The sequence below is a fragment of the Jiangella sp. DSM 45060 genome (assembly GCF_900105175.1).
GTDB lineage: Bacteria > Actinomycetota > Actinomycetes > Jiangellales > Jiangellaceae > Jiangella.
In genome coordinates this window covers 1,241,853-1,264,915 of record NZ_LT629771.1, presented here as the reverse complement: position 1 = coordinate 1,264,915, position 23,063 = coordinate 1,241,853, and the positions used below count along the sequence as shown (strand labels likewise).

Genomic DNA, 23,063 nt, shown 5'->3' with positions numbered 1-23,063 from the left:
ACGTCAGAGCCTCGCCGGGTCGGCCGCGGTCGCCGCGAGCAACTCGTCGGCGAACTGCTCCGGCGTGAGCTCGCCGATGAACAACCGCTCGGACAGCGACGTCAGGCTCTCGAACGCCCCGGCGGTGAGCTTCTCGTCCAGCTTGTCGGCGAACTCCCCGGACGCGACGGCGTCGGTGCGGGTCTGCAGCATGTCCTGCACCAGCGGCGGCAGCGCGGCGGTGTCGACGTCGAGCTGGTCGGCCAGCATCGGCGACGGATACCAGGAGATGTCGACGAGGTCGGTGTTGACCTCCGGCCCGGCCAGGTACTCGGCCAGCGTCAGCGCGGCCTCGCGCCGGTTCTCGTCCGCCCACGCGTCGGCGCTGATGTACACGTAGTAGCCGGCGCCGGCCAGGGTGCGCACGTCCTCGCCCGGGTAGGTCGACAGCGTGGTCGTCTCGATGACGGACTCGGCGAGGTTCCCGATCGTCCAGGTCTCGTTGTAGAACATCGCGGCCGCGCCGGAGTTGTACAGCTCCAGCGCCTGCAGGGTCTGCAGCGTCTCGGCGCCCTCCGGGAACGCGCCGGCCGAGCGCAACTCCATGACCTTCGCCGCCGCCGCGGCGATCGCGTCGCGGGTGGCGGCGTCGCCGGTCGCGACGCCGTCGAGGCCGTCGGCGCCCAGCTCACGGGCCAGGAACAGCTCGAACAGGTACCGCTCGGCGGTCCCGTTGACGGCCAGCGGGATGACGTCGGCGGCGACGAGCTCCTCGACGGCGCGCAGCACGTCGGCCTCGTCGGCCGGCGGCTCCACGCCGGCGGCGTCCATGACCGCCTCGTTGATCAGCAGGACCTGGGCGTACGCGCCGATGGGCAGCCCGTAGACGCGCCCGTCCCAGGTGACGGAGTCGAACGCGCCGTCCTCGTAGCGGTCGCGGATCTCCGGGTTCTCGTCCAGGTAGTCGGTGAGGTCGGCCAGCCGGTCGTCCTCGACGTACGGCGAGGTGTCGCGGGTCCCCCAGTGCAGGAACACGTCGGGCTCGCGACCCGCCGCCATGTCGGACGAGACCAGCGTCTTGATCTCGTTGCCGGCCGCGGTCTCGACGGTGAGGTCGATCTCCGGGTGCTCCTCCTGGAACCGCTCGACGGCGGGCTCGAACGCCCGTGCCTGCGGCACCTCGCCGGTCCACCCGTGTGCGAGTCGCAGGCTGACGGTGTCGCCGTCACCGCTCGTGCTCCCGGTGGTGTCGTCGTCCGACGAGCCGGCGAAACAGCCGGTCAGCAGCAAGGCGCCCACCGCGGCGGCCGTGGCCCGCGCCGTCCATCCAGCCTTCATGACAGGTGTCTCCTTCTCAGGTGTCGATGCGCGACAGCGCGATGTCGTCCACGTGGAACCGGCCGGTGTCGCCGGAGTAGGCGCCGAACTGCAGCAGCGCGAGGTCGCCGGCGGCGCCGCGGAACGGCACACCGGTGGCCAGCACCACGCCGTCGACGGCGACGTCGTAGCCGCGGGCCGCGACGTCGATGCTCAGGGTGAGGTCGTACCAGCGGCCGGCCTGATAGGGCCCGATGCCGGTCCAGGCGTTCGTGCGGTAGACGCCGAGCGAGCCGTCGTCGAGGAAGGCCACCATCGGGCCCTGAACGCCGGCCGCGTCACGCAGCCACGGGCCGTAGCCGATCGCCGTCGTCTGCTCCGCCCGCATCCGCAGCCGCAGCACCAGGTCACCGCCCTGGGCGGCGAACGGCAGCTGGGTGGTGAACGACGACGACCCGGTGGTGGGGTGGTCGACGCGCAAGCTGTGGCCCGTGCCGTCCGGATCGGCCACGATGGACGCCGTGCCCGGCGTCCCGGTGGTGCTCCAGCCCGCGGGCAGCGAGCCGGTCGCCGTCGCGTCGAAGTCCTCGGTGAACAGCACCGTCTCCGGTGCGACCACCACCTCGTGCGGCGCCGACCACACCAGCGCCTCGGCTCCGGCGGCGGCCACGTCGGCCAGACCGAGCCGGAACTCGTGCGTCCCCGGTGGCACGGGCCCGCTGATCTGAAGCACCCGGCCGTCCATGCCCTGCAGGTCCAGTGCGTCGCCGAACCGCTGCGGCGCGCCGAAGACCGCCCGGCCGGCCGCGTCGGTGGTGACCTGGCTCTGGCCGATGGCGAAGGTACGCCCGGCGAGGTCCGGGCCGGCGTCGAGCACCCAGCGGACCTCCGCGTCCGGGTCGACGTTCGCGGCCCGGGCCACCCGCGCCGTCAGGTTCGCCACCGCCTCGCCGTCCTCGAGGCCTCCGGTCGTCGACGTGAGGTGGAAGGCGGCGTAGGGGTCGCCGACCGCCCAGTCGCCGCCGGGGATGCCCGCCTCGCGGGCGATCTGGTCCGCCGCGGCCGGCCACTGCGTCCCGGCGGGCACCCGCACGTTGCCGGTGAGCGTCGTGTCGCCGTTCTGGCGCGACACGACGCCGTCGGCCGCGGGACCGGAGGCGCCCTGCCAGTAGGTCTCGCTCACGGTGTTGTCGAAGGCGCCGGTCGGGTAGGGCCGGTTGGTGAAGTCCTGCTGCAGCTTGAGCACGGCCGAGCCGGTCGAGACGTTCTGGGCGAGGTCGATGCCGCTGGACCCCTCGTCCAGGTAGAACGCGAGAGCGGAGTTCGCGACGAGGTTGCGCTGGATGACCGTGCCGGGCTGGGCGCCGAGCGTGTAGACGGCGCCGCCGTCCTGCAGCGTGGACATCGCGTCGCGGATGGTGTTGCCCACGATCGCGTTGTCGCGGGCGACGGAGCCGGCCAGCAGCTGCGGCTGGGCCCAGCCCCAGCCCAGGCTGATGGCGCTGTAGGGCAGGTCGGCCAGCTCGTTGCGCGCGATGGTGACGTCCTGCGTGTAGCCGGCGAAGACCCCGACGGCCGACGCGTAGTCCAGCCCGATGCGGGTGATCAGGTTCGCCGTCACGTCGATGCCGCGGATGATGTCGCGCTGGTCGGCAGGGGCGTAGTTCTTGGTGTCGTACGGCGAGGTGGTGTCGTAGGCGAGCGAGCCGTCGGAGAGGTCGACCTCCCCGATCTGCACCCCGCCGCCGGCGACGTCCTCGATCCGGTTGCGGGCGACGGCGACGTCGCGCGACCCGCGGGCGACGTCGATCGCGGCGTTCCCGAGCCGGGTGAACACGGAGTCCGTCACGTCGACGCGGTGCGCGTGCTCCAGGTGCACCGCGCCGGGCGTGACGAGCATCGGCGCCACGCGGTTGTCCTGGCCCGGCTCCGGCAGCCGCACCAGGTTGCCCTGGATGTCCGGGTGGCCGCCGAGCTCGCCGCTGGGCTGCAGCCAGGTCGAGTGCGCGAACGTCAGGCCGTCGAGCACGATGTCGTGGACCGGCTCCGCCGCGGTGCCGTGCACCGTCACCAGCCGCTCGACGGCGGGCAGCACGACGTCGGCGGTGGTCAGGTCCTCGCCGGGACGCGGGAGGTAGTAGACGGTGTCGGCGACGGGGTCGAGGTACCACTCGCCCGGCTCGTCGAGGAACGTGTAGTCGTTCTCGATCCATGCGGGCGGCGTGGTGGTGGCGGTGCCGCCCTTGCGCCGGTTGTAGCCCCAGCCCGGCTGCGCCATCGTGACGCGGGTCCGGCCGTCCGACGTCCGCGCCACCGACGCGACCAGGTTGCGCGGCTGGGTCCAGATGCGCCGGTACACCAGCTCGACTCCCTCGGGCCGGTGCCAGCTCAGCGGGCCGGTGTCGGTGGTGACGTGGCCGGTGTCGTCGGTGGACGTGGCGCCGGTGAACGTCTCGGTGCGGGCGCGGGTGGCGCGGACGCCGTCGACGTAGAGCTGGCGCGCGGTGAGCCCGCCGGCCGGGGCCGACCAGATGCCCGCCGCCGCGTCGTGCACCGTCCACCCGCCGATCACCCGGCCGCCGTCGAGCACCGGCCGCTCGCCCGGCCAGGCCGCCCAGGTGACCGGGTGCCCGTCGCGGCCGGAGTCGCGGGCGTCGAGGGCGAGCGTGTCGTCCAGCTCGTACCGTCCGCCGCGCAGCAGCACCGCCACTCCGCCGTCCGGGATGCTGCTGAGATCGCGGACGGCCTGCTGGGCCGCCGTCAGGGTGCGCAGCGGCGCACCGGCCGTCCCCGGATTGTCGTCGTCGCCGTCCGGTGCGACGACGACCGTCACGGTCGCCTCGGCCTGCGCCGGCGGCATCGCGTGCGCCGGCGGGCCCGGATGCGGCGGCTGGGCCGCCTGGGCCGGCACCAGCGCGGCGAGCACGGCAACGGCCAGCGCCCCGCCGCCGGCGGCGGCCCAGGTTCGGTGTCTCGGAGCACGCATCGTCGCGTCCTTCCTTCTGGCTATCGCTCGGAGTCGCTGCCGATCTCGGCGCGCGCCTTCTCGACCAGGTCGATCAGGGCGCGGGTGGTCCGGTCGTCCGCCGCCGGCAACGGCGCCCGAGGGGCGCCGACGCTCCCGAGCAGGGCCGAGACCCCCGCCTTGACCAGGCTGACCGCGTAGCCGCGACGACGATCGCGAAGCGCGCCGAACGGGCGGTAGAACGCCTCGAGGATCTGCTCCTGCCGCGCGCCGTCGAGATCGGTGGCGGCCTGCCGGAACGCCATCGCGATGTCGGGGACGAAGTTGTAGACGGCCGACGAGTACCCGCCGACCCCCAGACCGCGGAACGCCGCCGCCGAGAGCTCGGCCGTGGGCATGCCGTTGACGACGACGCGCTCCTCGCCCAGCGCGCCGGCCAGCCGGGACAGCCGCTCGGCGTCGCCGCTGCCGTCCTTCACCCCCAGCACGTTGGCGTGCTCGCACAACCGCAGCAGCGCGTCGGCGTCGAGGGGAGCCTCGGGGCGCACATAGAGCAGGACCGGCAGATCGGTGGCCGTGATCACGCCGCGGTAGTAGTCCGCGAGCGCCTCGGGATCACCGGGCGCCAGGTACGGGGGCAGCAGGAGGACGCCGTCCACCCCGGCCTGCTCGAAGGAGGCCAGCTGCTCCCGCGCCACGGACAGGTTGATGCCCACGCCGGCGATCACCGGGAGCCGGCCGGCCACCGTGCGCACCGTCTGCTCGACGACGTCGCGGCACTCACCCGGCGACAGCGCCGCGAACTCGCCGGTGCCACACGCCGGGAAGACCGACGTCGCGCCGTGCCGCACCTGATGGTCGACGTGCTCGGCGAGCCGGTCGAGGTCCAGCCCGCCGCGGGCGTCGAACGGCGTGACCGGGAAGGAGTTCACCCCGGACAGCGCCCGGACCAGCTCGTCGGTTCGATGGTGTCTCGTCACGGCACCGACGTTATTGATTCACGGCATCTTTCTACAAGTGCCTACTAAGACTCCTTGTCGATTAATGGCTCCTGGAGATCGCCTCGTCACACGGCGAAGCGGGCGACGAGGCTGCGTCCCGCCGCGCCGTCGACAGCGACCTCGAACCGGACCGTGGGCGCGAGCTGGAGCACCGTGATCCGGTCGTCGGATTCCACGAGCCGACCGGCCGGGTGATCGAGCTCCACGAGGATCGCGCCGGTGTTCTCCTGGGTCGGATCGGACACCGCGACGTCGAGCCGGTCGCCAGAACGCCGCGTCACCACCGCGGCCATGGAGTCGACCGCGACTCCGGCGGCCTCGCCGCCCGACGCTGCCCAGAAGGTGGCGAGCACCAGGCCGTCCCGGCGGACCCGGACGGCCTGCACGGCAGCCGTGTTGGCGACGACGTCCACCGTGCTGCCGGCGTACCGGCGCAGGTCGGCAGCCGACGCTCCCGGGAGGAGCGCATAGGCGTAGGTCGCCGCGTCCGGGTCGGTCCCATGGTCGATCGCGGCCGAGACGTACGTCCGGGTGTGGGGTGTCGGGTCCTGCCTGACCTGGCGGTTGATGTCCGTCCACCGGCCGGTGCGGGTGTCGCGGCGGACGCGGATGGTGGCCGGCGCCGGGAACACGTAGCCGCCGGCGCCGTCGAGGTGCAGCCACCGGGCCCCGGCCAGGACCACGTCCTCGCCGTCAGGGAGCGTGACGGCGCGGCCGTCGATCGTGACCGCCGGTGCGGCGCCCTCGGCGTACTTGCGGTTCTCCACGATCGTCTCGACCGGGCGGCCGTCGGTGCTGGTGATGCCGGCGCCCAGACAGAGCACCTGGTCGTCGAGGCAGAACCACGACTTGTGCGCCACCAGGCTCGCGCCGTCGGCCTTCAGGTCCATCCCGACCGCGCCGTAGCGGTCGTCGAGTACCGCGCCTCCGGCCCACGACGTGGGCGGACGGTACGTGGTCGCGCGTTCCCGCGAGCGGTCGTCGACGGTGGTGCCGGGCAGCCGGTACCAGTCGACGGTGGACCAGAACTGGTCGGTGTAGTGGCCGAGGTCGTCGTTGTAGAGGTAGGTCATGCCGTCGGCGGAGTACCAGGCTCGGGAGTTCTCGTTGTTGATGGCCTCGTAGGTGCGCGTGCGGCGAGACGACATCGAGATGCCGATGCCGAACCCCTCGCGCAGGTGCACGACGCGGTCCATGGCCGGGAACTGACGGTGCGCGACGAGGTCACCGCGGCCCGGAGCCGCGCCGGCGAGCACGGCCTTCGCCAGGGCGGCCGTGCCGACCCGCGTGCGTTCGGTCGCCTCAGGGTCATAGTCGAAGAAGTCTCGATGGGTGTCGGCTCGCAGGTGGCCCTTGACCATGGCCCGCATAGCGGCGGCTTCGGGCGCGGGTGCGAACTGGGCGATCGAGAGCACAGCGCCCAGGACGACATGTCCGGTGATGCGGTCGGTCTGGTAGTACCGCGACATCTCCCGGCCGCGGACCATGTCCATCATCGCGCCCCGGTGGAGGAAAGGGTCGAACGCGTCGAACACCCAGGCGAAGACGTTGTCGCGATCCGGGTGCGTGCTCTCCCATGGGGTACCGGCCAGCAGCGCGAGCAAGTCGCTGAGGTAGAGCAGCAGCGACGTGCCGTAGCCGCCGGTGTACGCGAAGTCCTGGTGCTGGATGAACGAGCCGTCGCGGTAGAAGCCGTCGCCGTCGGCGACATACGGGAACACCTCGCCGATCCGGTCGCGCACCGTCGCCAGCCGTGCCGGGTCGCCACTGTTCGCGGCCTGCAGGGTGGCGACCGAGCAGCGCCACACCAGGTTGGCGCCGCTGCCGCTGACGTTCGGGGCGAAATGCCCGACGGCGTCCATGTAGCGGCCGAGCCGTTCCGGCCCCAGTGAGTCGCGCAGCAACACGCTGATGTCGTTCAGCCGCAGCGGGGCGCCGATCTCCCACTCCCACCAGTTGCCCACGGCCGGCAGCTCCGGGTTGTAACGGTGGTCGTACAGCCAGTCCAGCGCGGCGATCAGGTCGCCGGCCAGGGCCGGGTCGTCCGCGAGCACAGAACCTGGCGTCGCGTAGGCCGATGCCATGGTGCGCAGCCTGTCGTAGGACACACGGTGATGGCTCGGATCCGTACGACTGGCCACGTCCGGCCAGAGGAAGAGCCGCGCCGGGTCCCGCTCCATCGCCGCCCAGAGCCGGGCCGCCTCGGCGTCGACGCCGGCCACGATGCGCGCCAGGTCGGGATCGCCGGAGGAGCCGTCGCCCACCAGCAGGTGTCGTCGCCGTTCCCGGATCAGCGCCAGCGGGTCGGCGGCGCCGGCGCGTGCCGCGACCGGCGCCAGGAGCCCGCCGGCCCCGGTCCAGCCCAGGGCGGTCATGGCGCCGCCGGCCGCACGCAGCAGGGTGCGCCGGTTCAGCGAACGGGACGGGCGGACGTCACCGGTCATCTCGATCCCCTTCCAGGTCCGTCGGGTGGGCCACGGCCTCCCACAAGCCGCGTAGGTAGCCGACGGCGTAGAGGCGGCCCAGCACCTCGTAGCCGGGCCGGTCGTGGGGTTCGCCGAACAGCGTCGGCACGTGGTCAGGGCGCAGCGGGCCGTCGAAGCCGATCTCGGCGTACGCGGCCATCGCGGCGCGCATGTCGGTCTGCCCCTCGTCGTGGAAGGTCTCGACGAACCGGTCGGGCGTCCCTCGGACGTCCCGGAAGTGGACGAACCGGATCCGGTCCGCGAAGCGCCGAATGGTGGCCGGGATGTCGGCACCCATCGTCGAGAACGTGCCCTGGCAGAACGTCAGACCGTGCGCCGGGCTGTCGCTGAGACTCATCGCCCGCTCGATGGCCTCGGGTGTGCGCATGATGCGGGCAACCCCTCGATAGGGCGAGACCGGCGGGTCGTCCGGGTGCATCGCCAGCCGGATGCCGTGCCGCTCGGCCACCGGGACGACCGCCCGGACGAAGTACTCGTAGTTCGCCCACATCCGGTCCTCGGACAGCGCGACGTCGTGCGCGGGCAGCGCCTCGAGGTCGTCGACGTCGAATCCGGTCACCAGCGCCTCACCCCGGCCGGGCTCGGCCCACCGCGTCCGGCCCCAGCCGAAGGCCGCCATGAAGTTGTAGCAGAGGATCTGCACGCCGAGCCGTTCCATCGTGGCCAGCAGGTGGTGGACGTGCTCGATCTCCTCGTCGCGCCCGGGCAACCCCTGCTTGACCTTCTCCATCGGCGGAATCGGCTCGATCGCCTCGACGGCGAACCCCGCCTTCTCCACCCGCTCGACGGCAGTGCGCACCGCCGCGAGATCGGAGGGCATCGTGCCGTCCGCGGCCTCGGGCAACCGCAGGACCGCGTGGTCGACGCCGCACTGGCGCATCAGCGGCCACAGATGCGGCGGATCGTCGACGCGCAGGTACTCCGCGATCTTCACTGCGACTCCAGAATGGGCTCGGCCACGTCGCAGACCTCGGCGAGCACGGCGGCGACGTCGGCCTCCGGCTGCCACAGCCCATCCATGACCGGACGGATCGCGCTCTCGAGTTCGGGGATGGCCAGCGGGAAGGACAGCTGCTCGGCCGTGTCGAGAGTGTCGATCAGGGACCGCTGTGCCGCCGCCGGGCTGATCATCGGGTTGGATTCGCTGACGAGCTCGGGGGTGAGCAGCGACGCGCGCGGCGGGATGAAGAACTTCATCAGCCGCCGAGAGCTCTCGGTGGTGCTGATGTACGCCAGGAAGTCCGACGCCACATCGATGTCGTCGCCGCTACTGAACGCGACCACCGCGGCCTGACCGAAGAACGGGTCGAACCCTGCCGATCCCTCCGGCTGCGGGACCAGGTCGAAGGCGAAGCCGGCGTCGGTCAGGTTGTTGAGGGTGCTGGGCGGGCCGAGGTACATGCCGGTGTCTCCGGTCGGGAAGCTCGACGTCTCTCCCGGCGCCGGGAAGGAGTCGTCGACGAACGCCATGGTCCGGATGAACTCCACGGCCTCGACCGCCTCGGGACTGTCGTACCCGCACTGGGTGCCCTCCGGCCACGCCTCGGCGCCGAAGGCCTTCAGGAACGGCGTCATCTGGGTGTACTGGCTGTACTGGAACTGCGGGATGTCGAAGCCGTAGGCCGCTGCACCGGACTGGACGAGCTCGCGCGAGACGCGGGCCAGGTTCTCCCACGTCCACTCCCCCCGCTCGAACAGCTCGACCGGGCTGTCGACGCCCGCGGCGGCGAACAGGTCGGTGTTGACGATGATCGGATGCGTTGTGCTGGCGAACGGATAGCCGAACAGGCCGTCCTCGCGCTCGACCCCGGTGAGGGTGCCGGGCACGATGTCGTCGAAGTCGTAGCCCTCGAAGTCGTGCAGCGCGTCGCCGACGTCCACGAGCGCGCCCGCTTCGGCCAGAGCCGGGATGTTCGCCTCGACCAGCCAGCCGAGGTCGGGCGCGTCGCCACCGCTGAGCTGCGTGGTCAGCCGGCCCAGGTAGTTGTCGAACGGGATCGACTGGACGGTCAGGCTGCCGAGGCGGGGGTCGATCTCACGGAACTCCTCCGCCATCGTCTCGTAGGTGCCGATGACCTCCTCGTCGGCCGTCCAGACGGTCATGGTGAGGTCGACCGGGCTGTCGTCGTCGCCGGCGGTGTTGTCGGAACCGCTGCATGCGCCCGCGACTGCCAGCAGCGACGCTGCTGTCGTCGTCGCGACGAGGGACCGGCGGTATCTCTTCATCGGGTACTGCCCTTCTCGAGTCGGATGGATCGCGGCCTGTCGACGTGCCTCACTTGATGCCGGTACCGGCGATGCCCTGGACGAAATGCCGCTGGGCGAAGACGAACACGATCAGGACCGGCAGCACGCTCAGACTGGTAGCGGCCATCTGGACGTTCCAGATCGGGATTCCGGTGTTGGGATCGGCGAACGAGTTCAGCGCGAGCGGGATCGTCCACAGCTCCCGCGAGCGCAGGAAGACGAGCGGTTCGAGGAATTCGTTCCAGCTGTTCAGGAAAGCCAGGATCGCGAGCGCCGCCAGCGGCGGGCGGGCCAGCGGCAGCGCGACGTACCAGAACAGACCCCAGCGGCCGAGGCCGTCCACGCGCCCCGCCTGCTCCAGCTCCGCGGGCAGGGCGAGGAAGAACTGGCGCATGAGGAACGTGCCCAGGACGCTGAACCCGCCGAAGACGGGCAGCAGGATGAGCGGCCAGTGGGTGTCGATCCAGCCGAACCATCCCATCAGCCGGAACAGCGGGATGATGGTCACCTCGACGGGGATCAGCAGCGCGCTGAGCAGCATGATGAACAACACCGTGTTGCCACGGAACCGGATCCGGGCGAACGCGTAGCCGGCCAACGAGGCCACCACCAGCACGCCGAGCGTCGAGAGTGTCGCGATGTAGGTCGAGTTGAGGAACTGACGGGCGAACTCGCCGTCGCGGAACGGTGTCAGGTAATTCGACCACTGCGGCGAGGCCGGCCACAGGACGGGTGGGTTCGCGAACACCTCGCCGAGCGGTTTCAGTCCGGTGACCACCATCCAGTACACCGGGAAGACGAACGGGACCGCGAGAACGGTGAGGACGAGATACGTCGCCCCTCGCCCAGTGGCCCGGCGTGCTCGTCCGGTGGAGCGTGGGACGGTGGCGGTGTCGTCACGACTCATTGAAGACCCACCTCCTGCGGGTCCACCACTGGGCGATGGTCAGGGCCAGGACGATCACGAACAGCACGACCGCGAGCGTGCTGGCGTAGCCGTTCTTGAACGCCTCGAACGCCTGGTCGTAGATGTAGTAGCCGAGGATGGTCGTGGAGAGTCCCGGCCCGCCCTCGGTGAGCAGGAAGACCTGCGCGAACGCCTTGAGCGAGTTGATGGTGGCGAGGATGGCGACCAGCAGGATCGTCGGGCTGATCAGCGGCAGCGTGATGCGCCGCAGGATCGCGAACGTCCCGGCCCCGTCCACCCGGGCGGCCTCGACCACCTCCTGCGGCACCTCCTGCAGAGCGGCCAGAAAGAGGATCATGCTGATCCCCACCACCTTGAAGACCTGCACGACCACGACGGCGACCATGGCCCATGCCGGATCCTCCAGCCAGTTCGGGCCGTCGATGCCCACGGCGTCGAGAGCCGCGTTGAGCCCGCCGTTGGCCTGCAGCAGGTAATCCCAGACGAGCGACCACGCCACGAGCGAGATGACGACGGGCACGAAGAACGCCGTCCGGAAGAAGGCGATGGCCGGCCACTGCCGGTTGACCAGGACGGCCAGCGCGATGCCGAGGACGATGTTGGCGGGGATGACGCCCAGCGAGAACACCGCCGTGTTGCGCAGGACGGTGGCGAACGTCCCACTGGACGCGAGCTCCCGATAGTTCTCCACGCCGATGAAGGACATGTCGCCGGTGAACGTGTTGTAGTCGTGGAAGCTGTAATAGAAGACGGCGACCAGCGGCCCGAGCACGAACACCAGGAAGCCCAGCACCTGCGGTGCGATGAAGCCGTAGCCCCAGAGCGCTTCGCGCCGGGCCCGGCCGTCCCCGCCTGCCGGCGGGCGCGTCGCCTCGTTCGGCCGCGCCGGCGCCGTCATGAGCACGTCTGCCATCGATCCTCCCTCACCAGCCGGACCGGCGCTCAGGTCACAGCCGGCCGTGACGCTGGTAGATCTCGACCGGGTCACCGCCCGAGACGAACTCCGCGCGCACGCCGTTCTCCCGCTCGACGAGGTCCTCGGTCTTCTCGAGCACCTCGACGACCACGTCCTTCGGCACGATGACGACGCCGTCGAGATCGCCGCAGACGAAGTCGCCCGGGTTGACGGGGACGACGGCCGTGAGGGCTCCGCGAAGCGCGACGGGCTGCTGCCACTCGTAGTAGCTCCAGCGGCGGTAGGCCTCGACCGGCGACTGGTAGCGGCAGAAGACCGGGAACTCGTCGCGGATGAGGAACGCGGTGTCGCGGCAGCCGCCGTCGATCACCGCGCCCACGACCCCGCACGACTTGCCCACCGTGGCGTTCATCTCGCCGTAGTGCGCCGCCTGCATGTCGAAACTGCAGTCGCGCACGTCGATCAGCGGAACGCCGGTCGCCTTCATGTCCGTGAACATATGGATGCGCCGGGCCCGCAGTTCCGGGTTGCCCGCGGAGTCCGGGATGCCCTTCATGGTGAACGCCGGGCCGGCGACCACCATGGTCGGCAGGACCGGTTTGAGGTCGGTGGCCAGCGCCTGATGCGGCAGCCCCATCTCGTCCAGGACGTCGTACACAGCGCCGGAGTACAGGTTCTGGTAGCGCTTCACGAGGTCGAGTACGGGAACGTCATAGTCGTAGATGCCGGTCACGGCAGTGTCCTCTCGGTTGGGGATCCAGGCGCCGGCGCTGTGCGCCGAGGCCGGGTAGGGGTACGGCGTCAGCCGTAGATCGTCTGGCCGCCGTCCACGTCGAGCACGGTTCCGGTGATGAACGCGGCGGCGTCGCTGAGCAGGAAGGCGACGGCGCCGGCGACGTCTGCCGGCTTCCCGGTCCGGCCGAGTGGGATGCGCCCCACCACCCGCGCGAGGGTGTCGGGATCGTCGAGCACCTGCCGATTCAGGTCGGTCTCGATGGCGCCGGGAGCCACGGCGTTGGCTCGGATGCCACGTGCCGCCAGCTCGACGGCGAGGCCGCGGGTTGCCGCCTCCAGGCCGCCCTTCGCGGCGAGGTAGGCGACGTCGCCGGAGAAGCCGAGACGCGCCCTGATGGACGAGATGTTCACGATGCTCGCCGCATCGCGCAGCGCCGGCAGCGCGGAGCGGACCATGGTGACGGGAGCGACGAGATTGGTCGCGTGGATGGCCGCCAGCGTCGCGTCGTCCAGGTTCTCGAGACGCCGCTTGTCGCTGATGCCGGCGTTGTTGACGAGGCCGTCGATGCCGCCGTGGTCGGCCGCGACCGCCTCGGCGAAGGCGCGGGTGGCCGCGGGATCGGTCACGTCGAGCAGGTCGCTCCGCCACGGAGCCTCGACGTCGCCGGGCCGCAGGTCTGCTGCTCGGACCGTCGCACCGGCATGGTGGCAGGCACTGGCGATCGCCGCGCCGATGCCACCCGCCGCGCCGGTGACCACGACGACCTTCCCCCGCAGCGCACCGGCGGTCACAGCCCGACACCCTGGGCGCTGTTGCATTCTATGCAACATAGACTTAACATGTGAGACATGGTGGTCCGCCGGGCACGACCTGTCAAGACCCGCAGCTCGCCCGTACGCTGCCTGGCATCGGCGGCGGCCAGCACGTTTGACGACCAGGACCTGCGATGGCAGCTTGTTTTCGGCGCGATCACGTTGCGTCAGATGAGACCGGTCAACCCAGGTCGGAGGCGATGACCGCATGGCCGCTGAGGCGCCGGATCCGCCAGCCGCCCGCACACTCCTCCGCGGGCTCACGTTGCTGGAGATCGTCGCGGCCGCACCCGACGGCATCAGCGTCACCGCCGTCGCCGCGGCAGCCGATCTCGACAAAGGCACCACCTCACGCCTGCTGAGCGCCTTGCGCGAGCGTGGCTACGTGCGCCAGCGCGAGAAGGATCGTCACTACACGCTCGGCGGCAGGGCGATGCGCCTGACCCAGGCGTTCCAGGTCAGCAAGGCCCACCTAAGCGACGTCGCCGGCCCCCACCTGCGCGCGCTGCGGGATCAGACGGGAGAAACGGTCCACCTCGCGGTCCGCGAGGGGGACTCGGTGGTGTACCTCGACGAGTACCAGCCGGACAGGTCGTTGTTCGTCCGCTCCTCCGTGGGGCGCCGGCTCGACCTGCGAGTGACGGCCATGGGCCGGGCCATCCTCGCTGCTCTGACTCCCCACGAGCGGGCCGCGGTGCTGGCGCGGCTGGCACCGGAGCCGGTCGAGAACCATGCCGATCTCGCCGATCTCAGCACCGAGATCGAACGGGCCGCGGCCCACGGCTGGGCCACGGTCAACCGCCACGACGACGTCATCCGGCTCGGCGCCGCCATCACCGATGCGTCAGGAGAACCCGTCGCCGCCGTCACCGTGTCCGGACCGACCTATCGCGTCAAGGACCACCGCGACGAGCTCGGCTCAGCCTGTGTCCGCACCGCTCGCCTCGTCAGCCACGACCTCGGTGCGTAGTCGCCCCGCACTGCCGGCGGTCGACGATCAGGTCGGGAACGAGATGCCCGCAACAGCCGGAGCCGTCGACCGGGCGATGCGCGCGTCGAGCCTCGGGCCGCTCTCGGTGAACATGTGGATGGTGCCGCCCTCCTGGGCGAACGACGGCGCCGCCGTACGGCCGTGGTCGGGAAAGCCCGCCGAGCCACGATGCAGGACACCGAGGTGTGCCTCCTGGTCGAACTCCGCACCGACCCGGGTCACATAGATCGGCCCCGAGGAGCCGTTGTAGATCACGTGGGGGACGCCGTCCTTGATGACGAGGTGCGGATTGCCGATCTGTGCCTCACCGTCGGCCGCCGGGGACACCACCGGAGTCTGTCGCACCGACCACGCACGCTGGTCGTTCGACCAGGCGAGGAAGATCTTCCGGGTGCCGGCCTGGTTGCCCATGAACAGCATGAGGTACGTGTTGGACTTGCTCGGAATGGTGTGGCGGAACACCCGGGCGTACGACGTCTCGGTGACGTTGCTCGGCAGCATCGCGGTGGTGATCACGATGCTGTCGTACGTCCAGTGGACGCCGTCGTCGGACCGCGCCAGCCGGGTCGTGGTGTTCTCGCCGTGGAAGTACAGGTAGAAGCGGCGATTCGACTCATTCCACAGGACGTGCGGCGACGAGACGTGCGAGACGCTGTAGTGCGGTGACCACGTGCGCGACACGATCGGGTTTCCGGCGTACTCGGTGAACGGCCCGGACAACGAGTCGCCGTACGCCAGACAGATGCCGCCCGGTGCGTCATGCGGCGCGTAGTACAGGTAGTACCGCGCCAGCGGATCCGGTGCCCGCCCCTCGGCTCGCCGTATGCAGGGAAAGATGAGCTCGCCGGTGGGGTTGTAGGCGAGACTCTCCCGATCGAACGGCAGGCCGGCATAGGTGAACGTGGGCCAGCCGGCGAGCGCGTGCGCCGGCGTGGCCAGCATCGCCGGCACGGCCGTGGCCGCGCCGACGGCTGCGGCACCTTGAAGCAGCCGCCGACGGCTGACAGGAGTGGGTCGGAAGTCGGCATCCATGGCAACTCCAGTTGTTGTGTATAGTGCAACAGAGTTGTATGAGATAAGATCCCGATGAAACCACTCCGGGTGAATCGCCGTCAACCCTCGGAGGCCGTCCACGAATCTGGCGGGCTCGGGAGCCGCCCCGGGTTCAGCGGCTGGGCACAGCGGGCCGGATCATCCCTTCACGGCGCCTCCGAAGCCCTGGGCCAGTCGCCGTTGGATCAGCCCGAAGAACACCAGGATCGGGATGGAGAACAGCGTCGAAGCGGCCATGACGCCGCCCCAGTCGACGAAGTACTCGTTGAAGAACGATTGCAGCGCGACGGGCAGCGTCTTGAGCTCCTCCTTGCGCAGGAACGTGACGGCGATGAGCAGTTCGTTCCAGGCGCTGATGAAGCCCTGGACGGCGGCCGCCGCGATGCCGGGCCAGGCCAGCGGCAGCACGATCCGCCACAGCGCGGTGAACCGGCTGGCCCCGTCGACCCAAGCGGCCTCCTCGATCTCGATCGGGATGCCGACGAGGTAGCCGCGGACCAGCCAGATCGTGAACGCCACGGTCATCGTCAGGTTGGCGACGACGACGCCGATCAGCGTGTTGATGAGGCCGGCGTCGATGGCGAACCGGTAGAGCGGGATGATCAGGACGATCTCCGGCAGCATCTGCAGTGCCAGCAGCACGACCAGCAGGACCGTCTTGCCGCGCACGTGCAGCCGGGCCAGTGCGTAGGCGGCGACGACCGCCAGCAGCAGCGTCAGCGCGACCGTCGCCACCGAGATGATCGCCGAGTTGACCAACTGCTGCAGGAAGTCGCCCTCGAACAGCGCGCCGTAGCGCTCGAACGTCGGGTTCGTGGTCCACAGCCGCGGCGTCTCGGTGAAGATCTCCGTCTCGGGTTTGATCGACGTGACGAACATCCAGTAGAAGGGGAACAGGCAGACGACGATCAGCAGCGCGGTCGCCGCGAACAGCCCGGCGCCGGTCAGCGCGCGGCGCGGTGTCACCCGGCGGCTCACGAGCGCTCCTCCCTGCTGAGGCGGTAGTACACGGCGGTCAACGCGCTGAGCACCAGCAGCGACGTGACGGCGATCGCAGCGGCCCGGCCCTGCTCCAGCAGCCCGAATCCGGTGACCCACGTGAGGATCGACACCAGCTCGGTCTCGTGGTTGGGTCCGCCGGCCGGCGTCGTCATGACGAACACGTAGTCGAACGAGTTGAACGACGAGATGCTCGACAGCACGATGAGGATGAGCAGCACCGGCATGATCATCGGCAGCGTGATCCGCAGCAGGGTGCGCAGCGCGCCGGCGCCGTCGACCCGCGCCGCTTCCAGCACGCCGCGGTCGACGGTGCTGAGCGCGCCGTAGAGCGCGATGGCCAGGAACGGCACCCGCTGCCACACGCTCGCCGCGCCGATCGCGACGAACGCCGTCTCACCCTGGGAGAACCAGGAGAAGCCGTCGAACCGCTCGAACCCCAGCGACGTCAGCGCCCAGTTGACCACGCCGTACTGGTCGTTGAACATCCACTTCCAGATGATGCCGGAGGCCACGCGCGGCATCGCCCACGGCAGCAGCACGACGACGCCGAGCAGCCCGGCCCAGCGCGGCAGCCGGTTCAGCAGCAGCGCCACCGCCAGGGCGACGACCATGCTGATCGTGACGGTCGCGGCCACCCAGATGATCGTCCGGACCAGCGAGCTCAGGTACTGCGTGTCCGTCACCAGATCCGTGTAGTGCTCGAGGCCCACGAACTCGCCGGTCTCGACGCCGCGGCCGTCGTGCAGCGACAACCAGAGCACGTTCAGCAGCGGGACCCCGATGACAGCGGCGATGGCGATGCACGCCGGCAGCAGGAACACCAGGGAGTAGCGGCGATGGTCGCGCACCAGCCACGACCCGCTGCGCCGGGCGGGTGCCCGGCGCAGCGGCGCCTGTCGCGGCACGTCGGACCGGACGGCCACTAGCCGTCTCCCAGGATGTCGTCCATGGTCTGCGCCAGGCCGTCCATGACACCCTGCGGCTCGGATCCGCCGATGATCGCGTGCAGCGCGTTGACCAGCTCACCGGTGGCCTCGACCCCGCCCCAGGCTGGTGTGGCCGGCACGAAGCGCGCCGTTTCCAGCTGGTCGGGGAACACCTTCCAGAGCTCCGACGAGTACGAGCCGCTCGTCGACTCCAGCTCCAGCGCGTCGAGCTTCGCCGGCATGAACCCGAGCTGGCTGGTGATCTCGACCAGCCGCTGCGGGTCCAGGATGTAGTCGACGATCTCCTTGGCCTTGTCGGGCAGCTCGCAGCTGTCGAAGATGACGAAGTCGCTGCCGCCGATGAAGGTCGCGTTGCTGCCTCCCGGGCCCTCCGGCATCGGCGCGGTGCCGACCTTGGCCTCCATCTCGGGGTTCTGCAACAGCAGGCTCTTGAGGTCCCAGTTGCCGGCGACGAACATGCCGATCTGGTTCTGGTTGAAGGCGTTGACGAGGTCGCCGCCGTTCCAGTTCATGGCGCCCTCGGGCGACAGCCCGTGCTCGGTGAGCAGCTCGGCGTAGAAGGAGTAGGCGTCGACCGCCTCCGGCTCGTCCATGCGCGAGACCCAGGTGCCGTCGTCCTCCTGGGTGGCGATCTCGCCGCCCCATGCCCAGACGTTGGGCAGGTAGTACCACTGCCCGCCGCCGGCGACGCCGAAGCCGTGCATGTCCGGATAGGCGGCCTGGAACGCCTCGCCCACCTCGACCACGTCGTCCCAGGTGGCCGGAGGCTCCAGTCCGGCCTGTTCGAACAGGTCGGCCCGGTACACCAGGGCGCGGACCGCCGCGTTCCACGGGTAGCCGTAGACCTCGTCCTCGTAGGTGACGCTGTCAGCGGCGGCGGAGACGTACTGCTCCTGGACCTCCTCGGCCGACTGGCCGGTCGGCATGAGAGCACCCAGCGAGGCGAACTCGGGCACCCAGGTGTTCCCGACCAGCCCGATGCACGGGGCGGTCTGGCTGCTGATGGCGGTGACGTACTGCTGGTGGGCGTCGCTGCCGCCGACGAAGCGCAGTTCGACGTCGACGCCGTCGGTGCTGAACTCCTGGGCGATCTCCTCCCAGTAGGGCTCGTACTCGGGGCCCCAGTCGCTCAGCCAGATCTCCACCGTCCCCGACTCGGTGGTGCCGTCACCCGTGCCGTCGCCGGAGCCGCACGCGGTGAGGATCACGGCGGAGCATCCTGCCGCCACCAGAGCAGCGGTCTTGCGATGTGTTCCGGACACTGCCTTGCTCCCTCGTTGTCGGTGGTGCGTGCCTTGTCACGTACTCGTGGCCGACGGGCCGGGTGCCGGTGGCTCAGGCCCCGGGCCGCCAGTGGCCGCTGGCCGTCGCGGCCGCGACGAACTCCGTCACGCGCTCCGCGTCGACCTCGTTCCAGGTGTTGCCGTCCTTCTTGAGCGAGGACCCGACGATCACGCCGTCGGCGGCGGACAGCACGGCGCCGACGCTCGCCGCGGTGATCCCCGTGTTGGCGAGGACGGCGACGTCGCGGACCGCGTCCTTGGCCTCCCTGACCTTCTCCAACTCCGCGGCGACCCCGGTCGCGGAACCGGAGACGAGGATGCCGTCGGCCAGCGAGCTGAAGACCGCGCTGTGCGCGATCTGCCCGATGCGCCGGGAGTCGAGCGGCGCGGCGAACTCGGCGGTGATGTTGAAGAACAGCTTCACGTTCGAGGCGCCGATGGCGCGGCGGAACTTCAGCGCGGCGTTCGCGTCGGTGTCCCAGAGCCCCAGCTCACTGGCGTAGACGCCGGTGAAGACCTCGCGCACGAACGCCGCGCCGGTCGCGTGGGCGATGGCGATCGCGGCCTTCGGATCCCAGAGGACGTCGACGCCGAACGGGATCGTGAGGTCGCGGGCCACCTCGGTGACCACCGCCGTCATGGCCGCCGTCGCCTCGGGCCCGGCCATGGTGCTGTAGGGACGGTCGTTCTCGTTGCAGAACAACACCGCGTCGAACCCGCTCGACGCCAGGATCGCGACGTCTCGGGCCACGGCCGCCTTGATCGCGGCGATGCCGCCGCGCTCGTCGTACAGCGGGTAGCCGGGCAGGGCGGGCAGGTGGGCCATCGCGATGAGGGCCTTCTGCTTGCCGAACAGTTCGGTGATGACGGTCACGGTCGTCCTTCGTTCGAGTGGGTGTACGCGCCGGTGGGAGGACGCTACGCCCGATTTCGCGCACTCGTCAAGGCAAATTCGTGTAAATTCGTGCACGACAGGGCAGTGGATAGCGCCTACCAGGCGAAACAGTCCATGATCGAGCGCGGTAGCATCATCGGACACGGAAAAGAGGGCGGATCTGTGCTGATGACCACACGTCACGAGCTCATACGCCGAGAGCTCGTCTCGACCGGTTTCGTCACGACCAGCGCGCTGAGCGATCGGTTCGGCGTCGATGTCTCCACCATCCGCAGGGACCTGGCGATGCTCGAGCGCGACGGTGTGCTCAAGCGCAGCCATGGCGGCGCGACCGCCGTCGCCGCCCCGGGCGAGCAGGACATCCCCTATCGGCTCAAGCGCACCAAACGGCTGACCCAGAAACGGGCCATCGCCGCGCACGCCGCGGGACTCGTCTCCGAGGGCCAGATCCTCGTGATCGACAGCGGGTCCACCACGTACGCCTTCGTCGAGCGGCTGCGGGCGCTGAACTCTCTGACGGTGGTCACGAACGACCTGCGTGTCGCCAAGTTCAGCGCCGAGCAGTCCGGCTGGACGCTGCTGGTCACCGGCGGGCAACTGGTCGAGGGGGTCTACACGCTCATCGGCGACCACGCCGTCCGGCTGCTCGGCGAGGTCCGCGCCGACTGGGCGTTCCTGGGCGCCGACGCGGTCGACCCGGTCGCGGGCATCACCAACTCCGGGTTGGAGGAGAGCAAGGCCAAGCGGGCCATGATCGCCGCGGCGCGCGCCGCGGTGGTGCTGGCCGACAGCAGCAAGCTCGGGCGCCGGTCGCTGTGCCCGGTCGCGAGCGTCGACGACATCGACCATCTGATCACCGATGACGATCTGCCGGCGGCCGACCGCGAGGCCTACGGCGAGCGGCTCACGTGCGTCGCCGTCGACCCATCGGTCTCGGACGGCGCCTGACCGCTGCCGCGCGCCCATGCGGCTACAGCCGCCCGCCGGGCGGGCGGATGCCCCGCAGCGCCGGGTAGAGCGCCGAGTAGACGCCGTAGCCGGCCAGGTGGGCGGCGGCGTGCTCCGGAGCCGGCTCGATGGTGTCGACCACGTCGACCAGCCGTTCGACGGCGGACCAGTCGGTGAACGCGCCGGCCCCCATGCCGGCGACGTACGCGGCGCCCAGCGCCGAGCTCTGGTGCGGGCCGAGCCGTTCGACCGGCCGGCCGAGCACGTCGCTGATGATGCCGGCGAACAGCCGTGAGCGGGCGCCGCCGTCGGAGAGGCGGACCGAGCCGACGGGCAGGCCGAGGTCCGCGAGGACGTCGACGTGCTGGCGGAATCCGTACGCGATGCCTTCGAGCACGGCCCGGTACAGAACCTCGCGGCCGGCGCCCAGATACAGGCCGGCGAACGCGCCCCGGGCGAGCGGGTCGTTGACGGGGGTCTTCTCGCCCAGCAGGTAGGGCAGGAAGACGACGCCGTTCGCACCGGCCGGCACCGCGGCGGCCTCAGCGTCCAGGACCGGCAACGGCGCCGCACCGGCGAGCCGCTCGGCGAACCAGCGGATCGCGCTTCCGCTGGCCGCCATGCAGCCGTTGGGCAGATAGCGCCCGGGCACCGCATGGAGGTCGAGGTACAGGCGCTCGTCGACGATCGGCTCGCGCGAGACGGCGAGGATGTCCCCGGCCCCGCCGACCTTCACCAGCACCTGGCCGGGCTCGGTGATCCCGGAGGCGAGCGTCGACAGCACGTGGTCGGCGCCGCCGGTGTACACCGGCGTGCCGGCACGCAGGCCGGTCGCCGCCGCGGCCGGCTCCGTCACCACGCCGATCCGCTCGCCGCCGCCCAGCACCGGCGGCAGCAGGTCGTGCGACACCCCGGCAGCTCGGAGCAGTGGCTCGGACCACTCGGCGGCGGACAGGTCCCACAGTCCGCTCTCCAGCGCCCAGTTCGCCTCGACGGTGACCCGTCCGGTCAGCCGGGCGGCGACGAAGTCGTACGACCCCACCACCGCACGCGCGGCGTCCAGCGCGCCGCCCGCATGCCTGGCCAGCCACATCAGCTTCGGGCCCACCGACTGCGCGCTGATCGCCGACCCGGTCGTCCCCAGGACGTCCGCACCGGCCAGCCGCGCGGTCAGCTCCGCGATCTCGCGTTCGGCCCGCACGTCGTTCTGCTGGATCGACGGGGTGAGCGGCTCGCCGTCATCGTCGAGGAGGATCACCGCGGGGACCATGCCGGTGACGGCGACGGCGTCCACCGGCAGCTCACCGGCCTCCTTGGTGAGCGCGCAGACGTTCGCCCACCAGTGCTCCGGGTCGGCCTGCGCATGGCCGGGGACAGGACTGTCGATCGCCGCCGGGCGCGACCAGGACCCGACGACGCCGCGCGCCGGATCGAGCGCGACCGCCTTGGTGGCGGTCGTTCCGATGTCGATGCCCAGCAGCACGCCCATCAGCCGGTCACCGCGACCCGTGCTCCCGACCGTGCCGAGGCGTAGAACGCGTCGATGACCCGCTGCACCCGAAGGGCCGCCGTCACCGTGAGGGCGGGATGGAACGGCTCGCCGGACAGCACGCGCGCCACGAAGTAGCCGGCCTCGCCCGAGTAGCCGTCCTTCGGCGGCGTCGTGCGGGCGTAGGAGACCACGCCGCCGTGCTCTCCGGTCCGCTGCCAGGCCGGTGGCGGGACAACGCCGGCCGCGGTGTGCAGCTCCCAGCGCCCGCCGTAGTCGATCAGCGTGCCCCGCGTGCCGTGGTACGACAGCCGCAGCGGCGACGGACCGATCTGGTGCCACTTGGTGTCGATGACGCCGAGGGCGCCGCCCGCGAAACGCAGGGTGGCCAGCGAGACGTCCTCGACCGCGGCCGGCAGGTAGTCGCGCTCCCCCAGGTTCACCGCGACGCCGTCGACCTCGACGATCGTGTCGCCGAGCTGGTCCATGAAGGTGTCGAGCAGGTAGCAGGCCTGGTCGATGAACGTCCCGCCACCGCCCCGGTCCGGGTCGACCAGCCAGTCGACGAAGTCGTCGGACACCCCGCCCTCGCGCAGCCCGCCGTGGCCCGCGACCCCGCGAGCGAGGTAGACCCGGCCGAGTGCGCCGTCGGCGATCAGCTGCTTCGCCTCGTCGTGCACGCCGTCGAACACGGTGTGGAACGCCACCATCACCCGGCCGGTGCCACCGGCCGCGGCGATGGCCGCCGCGCCCTCTCCGGTGGCGGCCAGCGGCTTGTCCATGTAGACGTGGCTGCCGCGGGCCAGGCACCACGGGACGACGTCGGCCTTCGCCCGGTTGTCCGAGCAGACCAGCGCGATGTCGAACCGGGCGTCGTCGGGGACGTCGGCCAGGGACCGGTACTCGGTCACCGGTCCCAGCAGCTTCTGGGCGTGGGCACGCCGGTGCTCGCCCCCGTCGACGACGGCGTCGATGGCGACCTTGCCGGTCGAGAGCAGACCGTCGGCCATGGACCACGCATGGTCGCTGGCCAGCCCGATCACGATCGCGGAGAGTTCCGTCATCGCG

At 70.8% G+C, this 23,063-nt stretch carries 19 protein-coding genes; 2 read left to right on the top strand and 17 right to left on the bottom strand.

The genetic code is table 11. The features are described 5' to 3' along the window. Positions 1-3 precede the first annotated feature (3 nt). The 10 genes from BLU82_RS05665 to BLU82_RS05620 all read right to left on the bottom strand — a co-directional run bounded on the left by BLU82_RS05665 (position 4) and on the right by BLU82_RS05620 (position 13,366). Positions 4-1,317 carry an ABC transporter substrate-binding protein gene (locus BLU82_RS05665; RefSeq protein ID WP_092616787.1) on the bottom strand — a complete coding sequence of 438 codons (1,314 nt, stop codon included), beginning with the start codon at positions 1,315-1,317 and terminating at the stop codon, positions 4-6. Between the two features lie 16 nt (positions 1,318-1,333). Next, on the bottom strand, positions 1,334-4,282 hold the full coding sequence (locus BLU82_RS05660) for a hypothetical protein (RefSeq protein ID WP_157740602.1): 2,949 nt from the start codon (positions 4,280-4,282) through the stop codon (positions 1,334-1,336). A 20-nt stretch (positions 4,283-4,302) separates the two neighbouring features. Continuing rightward, positions 4,303-5,241, bottom strand: coding sequence for a 5-dehydro-4-deoxyglucarate dehydratase (locus BLU82_RS05655; RefSeq protein ID WP_157740600.1), 939 nt, complete (start codon positions 5,239-5,241; stop codon positions 4,303-4,305). A gap of 86 nt (positions 5,242-5,327) precedes the next feature. After that, positions 5,328-7,706 carry a polysaccharide lyase 8 family protein gene (locus BLU82_RS05650; protein WP_092616777.1) on the bottom strand — a complete coding sequence of 793 codons (2,379 nt, stop codon included), beginning with the start codon at positions 7,704-7,706 and terminating at the stop codon, positions 5,328-5,330. Further along, the gene (locus BLU82_RS05645) at positions 7,696-8,682 is read right to left on the bottom strand and encodes a mannonate dehydratase (RefSeq protein WP_092616774.1); all 987 of its coding nucleotides are present in this window, start codon (positions 8,680-8,682) and stop codon (positions 7,696-7,698) included. Before BLU82_RS05645 ends, BLU82_RS05650 begins: the two co-directional genes overlap by 11 nt. Next, complete coding sequence (locus BLU82_RS05640) at positions 8,679-9,974, bottom strand: ABC transporter substrate-binding protein (protein ID WP_092616771.1); 1,296 nt, start codon at positions 9,972-9,974, stop codon at positions 8,679-8,681. Before BLU82_RS05640 ends, BLU82_RS05645 begins: the two co-directional genes overlap by 4 nt. Before the next feature lie 49 nt (positions 9,975-10,023). Beyond that, positions 10,024-10,776: a carbohydrate ABC transporter permease gene (locus tag BLU82_RS05635; protein ID WP_370246309.1), complete on the bottom strand. Its 753-nt coding sequence runs from the start codon at positions 10,774-10,776 to the stop codon at positions 10,024-10,026. A gap of 115 nt (positions 10,777-10,891) precedes the next feature. Continuing rightward, the gene (locus BLU82_RS05630) at positions 10,892-11,836 is read right to left on the bottom strand and encodes a carbohydrate ABC transporter permease (protein WP_197682757.1); all 945 of its coding nucleotides are present in this window, start codon (positions 11,834-11,836) and stop codon (positions 10,892-10,894) included. Between the two features lie 34 nt (positions 11,837-11,870). Further along, positions 11,871-12,572, bottom strand: a complete 702-nt coding sequence (locus tag BLU82_RS05625) for an RraA family protein (protein ID WP_092616765.1) — start codon at positions 12,570-12,572, stop codon at positions 11,871-11,873. A 68-nt stretch (positions 12,573-12,640) separates the two neighbouring features. Next, complete coding sequence (locus tag BLU82_RS05620; protein WP_157740598.1) at positions 12,641-13,366, bottom strand: SDR family NAD(P)-dependent oxidoreductase; 726 nt, start codon at positions 13,364-13,366, stop codon at positions 12,641-12,643. 229 nt (positions 13,367-13,595) lie between these two features. Between BLU82_RS05620 and BLU82_RS05615 the strand changes: the two genes are divergently transcribed. Then, positions 13,596-14,357: an IclR family transcriptional regulator gene (locus tag BLU82_RS05615; RefSeq protein ID WP_092616757.1), complete on the top strand. Its 762-nt coding sequence runs from the start codon at positions 13,596-13,598 to the stop codon at positions 14,355-14,357. A 27-nt stretch (positions 14,358-14,384) separates the two neighbouring features. Here BLU82_RS05615 and BLU82_RS05610 read toward each other — a convergent pair whose 3' ends face one another. The 5 genes from BLU82_RS05610 to BLU82_RS05590 form a co-directional block, all read right to left on the bottom strand. Further along, the gene (locus BLU82_RS05610; RefSeq protein ID WP_092616754.1) at positions 14,385-15,410 is read right to left on the bottom strand and encodes a twin-arginine translocation signal domain-containing protein; all 1,026 of its coding nucleotides are present in this window, start codon (positions 15,408-15,410) and stop codon (positions 14,385-14,387) included. A gap of 159 nt (positions 15,411-15,569) precedes the next feature. Then, positions 15,570-16,409: a carbohydrate ABC transporter permease gene (locus BLU82_RS05605; RefSeq protein WP_092616751.1), complete on the bottom strand. Its 840-nt coding sequence runs from the start codon at positions 16,407-16,409 to the stop codon at positions 15,570-15,572. Continuing rightward, positions 16,406-17,356, bottom strand: coding sequence for a carbohydrate ABC transporter permease (locus tag BLU82_RS05600; RefSeq protein ID WP_092616748.1), 951 nt, complete (start codon positions 17,354-17,356; stop codon positions 16,406-16,408). The genes BLU82_RS05605 and BLU82_RS05600 overlap by 4 nt, the downstream gene beginning before the upstream one ends. Further along, complete coding sequence (locus BLU82_RS05595) at positions 17,356-18,588, bottom strand: extracellular solute-binding protein (protein WP_157740596.1); 1,233 nt, start codon at positions 18,586-18,588, stop codon at positions 17,356-17,358. Before BLU82_RS05595 ends, BLU82_RS05600 begins: the two co-directional genes overlap by 1 nt. Before the next feature lie 127 nt (positions 18,589-18,715). After that, positions 18,716-19,537 (bottom strand): BtpA/SgcQ family protein, encoded by an 822-nt coding sequence (locus BLU82_RS05590; protein ID WP_197682756.1) that lies wholly within the window; start codon positions 19,535-19,537, stop codon positions 18,716-18,718. 21 nt (positions 19,538-19,558) lie between these two features. Here BLU82_RS05590 and BLU82_RS05585 point away from each other — a divergent pair, with 21 nt between their 5' ends. Beyond that, complete coding sequence (locus tag BLU82_RS05585; protein WP_197682755.1) at positions 19,559-20,506, top strand: DeoR/GlpR family DNA-binding transcription regulator; 948 nt, start codon at positions 19,559-19,561, stop codon at positions 20,504-20,506. Positions 20,507-20,528: 22 nt separating this feature from the next. Here the strand turns inward: BLU82_RS05585 and BLU82_RS05580 are convergent, their stop codons facing one another. Together BLU82_RS05580 and BLU82_RS05575 are read right to left on the bottom strand one after the other, a co-directional pair. Continuing rightward, on the bottom strand, positions 20,529-21,995 hold the full coding sequence (locus BLU82_RS05580) for an FGGY-family carbohydrate kinase (RefSeq protein WP_092616742.1): 1,467 nt from the start codon (positions 21,993-21,995) through the stop codon (positions 20,529-20,531). Beyond that, on the bottom strand, positions 21,995-23,059 hold the full coding sequence (locus tag BLU82_RS05575; protein ID WP_092616739.1) for a Gfo/Idh/MocA family protein: 1,065 nt from the start codon (positions 23,057-23,059) through the stop codon (positions 21,995-21,997). Before BLU82_RS05575 ends, BLU82_RS05580 begins: the two co-directional genes overlap by 1 nt. Positions 23,060-23,063: the final 4 nt, after the last annotated feature.

Coding starts and splice junctions, on each gene's coding strand:
- BLU82_RS05665 (WP_092616787.1), bottom strand. CDS start 1,317: ATGAAGGCTGGATGGACGGCGCGGGCCACGGCCGCCGCGGTGGGCGCC.
- BLU82_RS05615 (WP_092616757.1), top strand. CDS start 13,596: ATGGCCGCTGAGGCGCCGGATCCGCCAGCCGCCCGCACACTCCTCCGC.
- BLU82_RS05630 (WP_197682757.1), bottom strand. CDS start 11,836: ATGGCAGACGTGCTCATGACGGCGCCGGCGCGGCCGAACGAGGCGACG.
- BLU82_RS05640 (WP_092616771.1), bottom strand. CDS start 9,974: ATGAAGAGATACCGCCGGTCCCTCGTCGCGACGACGACAGCAGCGTCG.
- BLU82_RS05650 (WP_092616777.1), bottom strand. CDS start 7,706: ATGACCGGTGACGTCCGCCCGTCCCGTTCGCTGAACCGGCGCACCCTG.
- BLU82_RS05610 (WP_092616754.1), bottom strand. CDS start 15,410: ATGGATGCCGACTTCCGACCCACTCCTGTCAGCCGTCGGCGGCTGCTT.
- BLU82_RS05660 (WP_157740602.1), bottom strand. CDS start 4,282: ATGCGTGCTCCGAGACACCGAACCTGGGCCGCCGCCGGCGGCGGGGCG.
- BLU82_RS05635 (WP_370246309.1), bottom strand. CDS start 10,776: ATGGTGGTCACCGGACTGAAACCGCTCGGCGAGGTGTTCGCGAACCCA.
- BLU82_RS05575 (WP_092616739.1), bottom strand. CDS start 23,059: ATGACGGAACTCTCCGCGATCGTGATCGGGCTGGCCAGCGACCATGCG.
- BLU82_RS05580 (WP_092616742.1), bottom strand. CDS start 21,995: ATGGGCGTGCTGCTGGGCATCGACATCGGAACGACCGCCACCAAGGCG.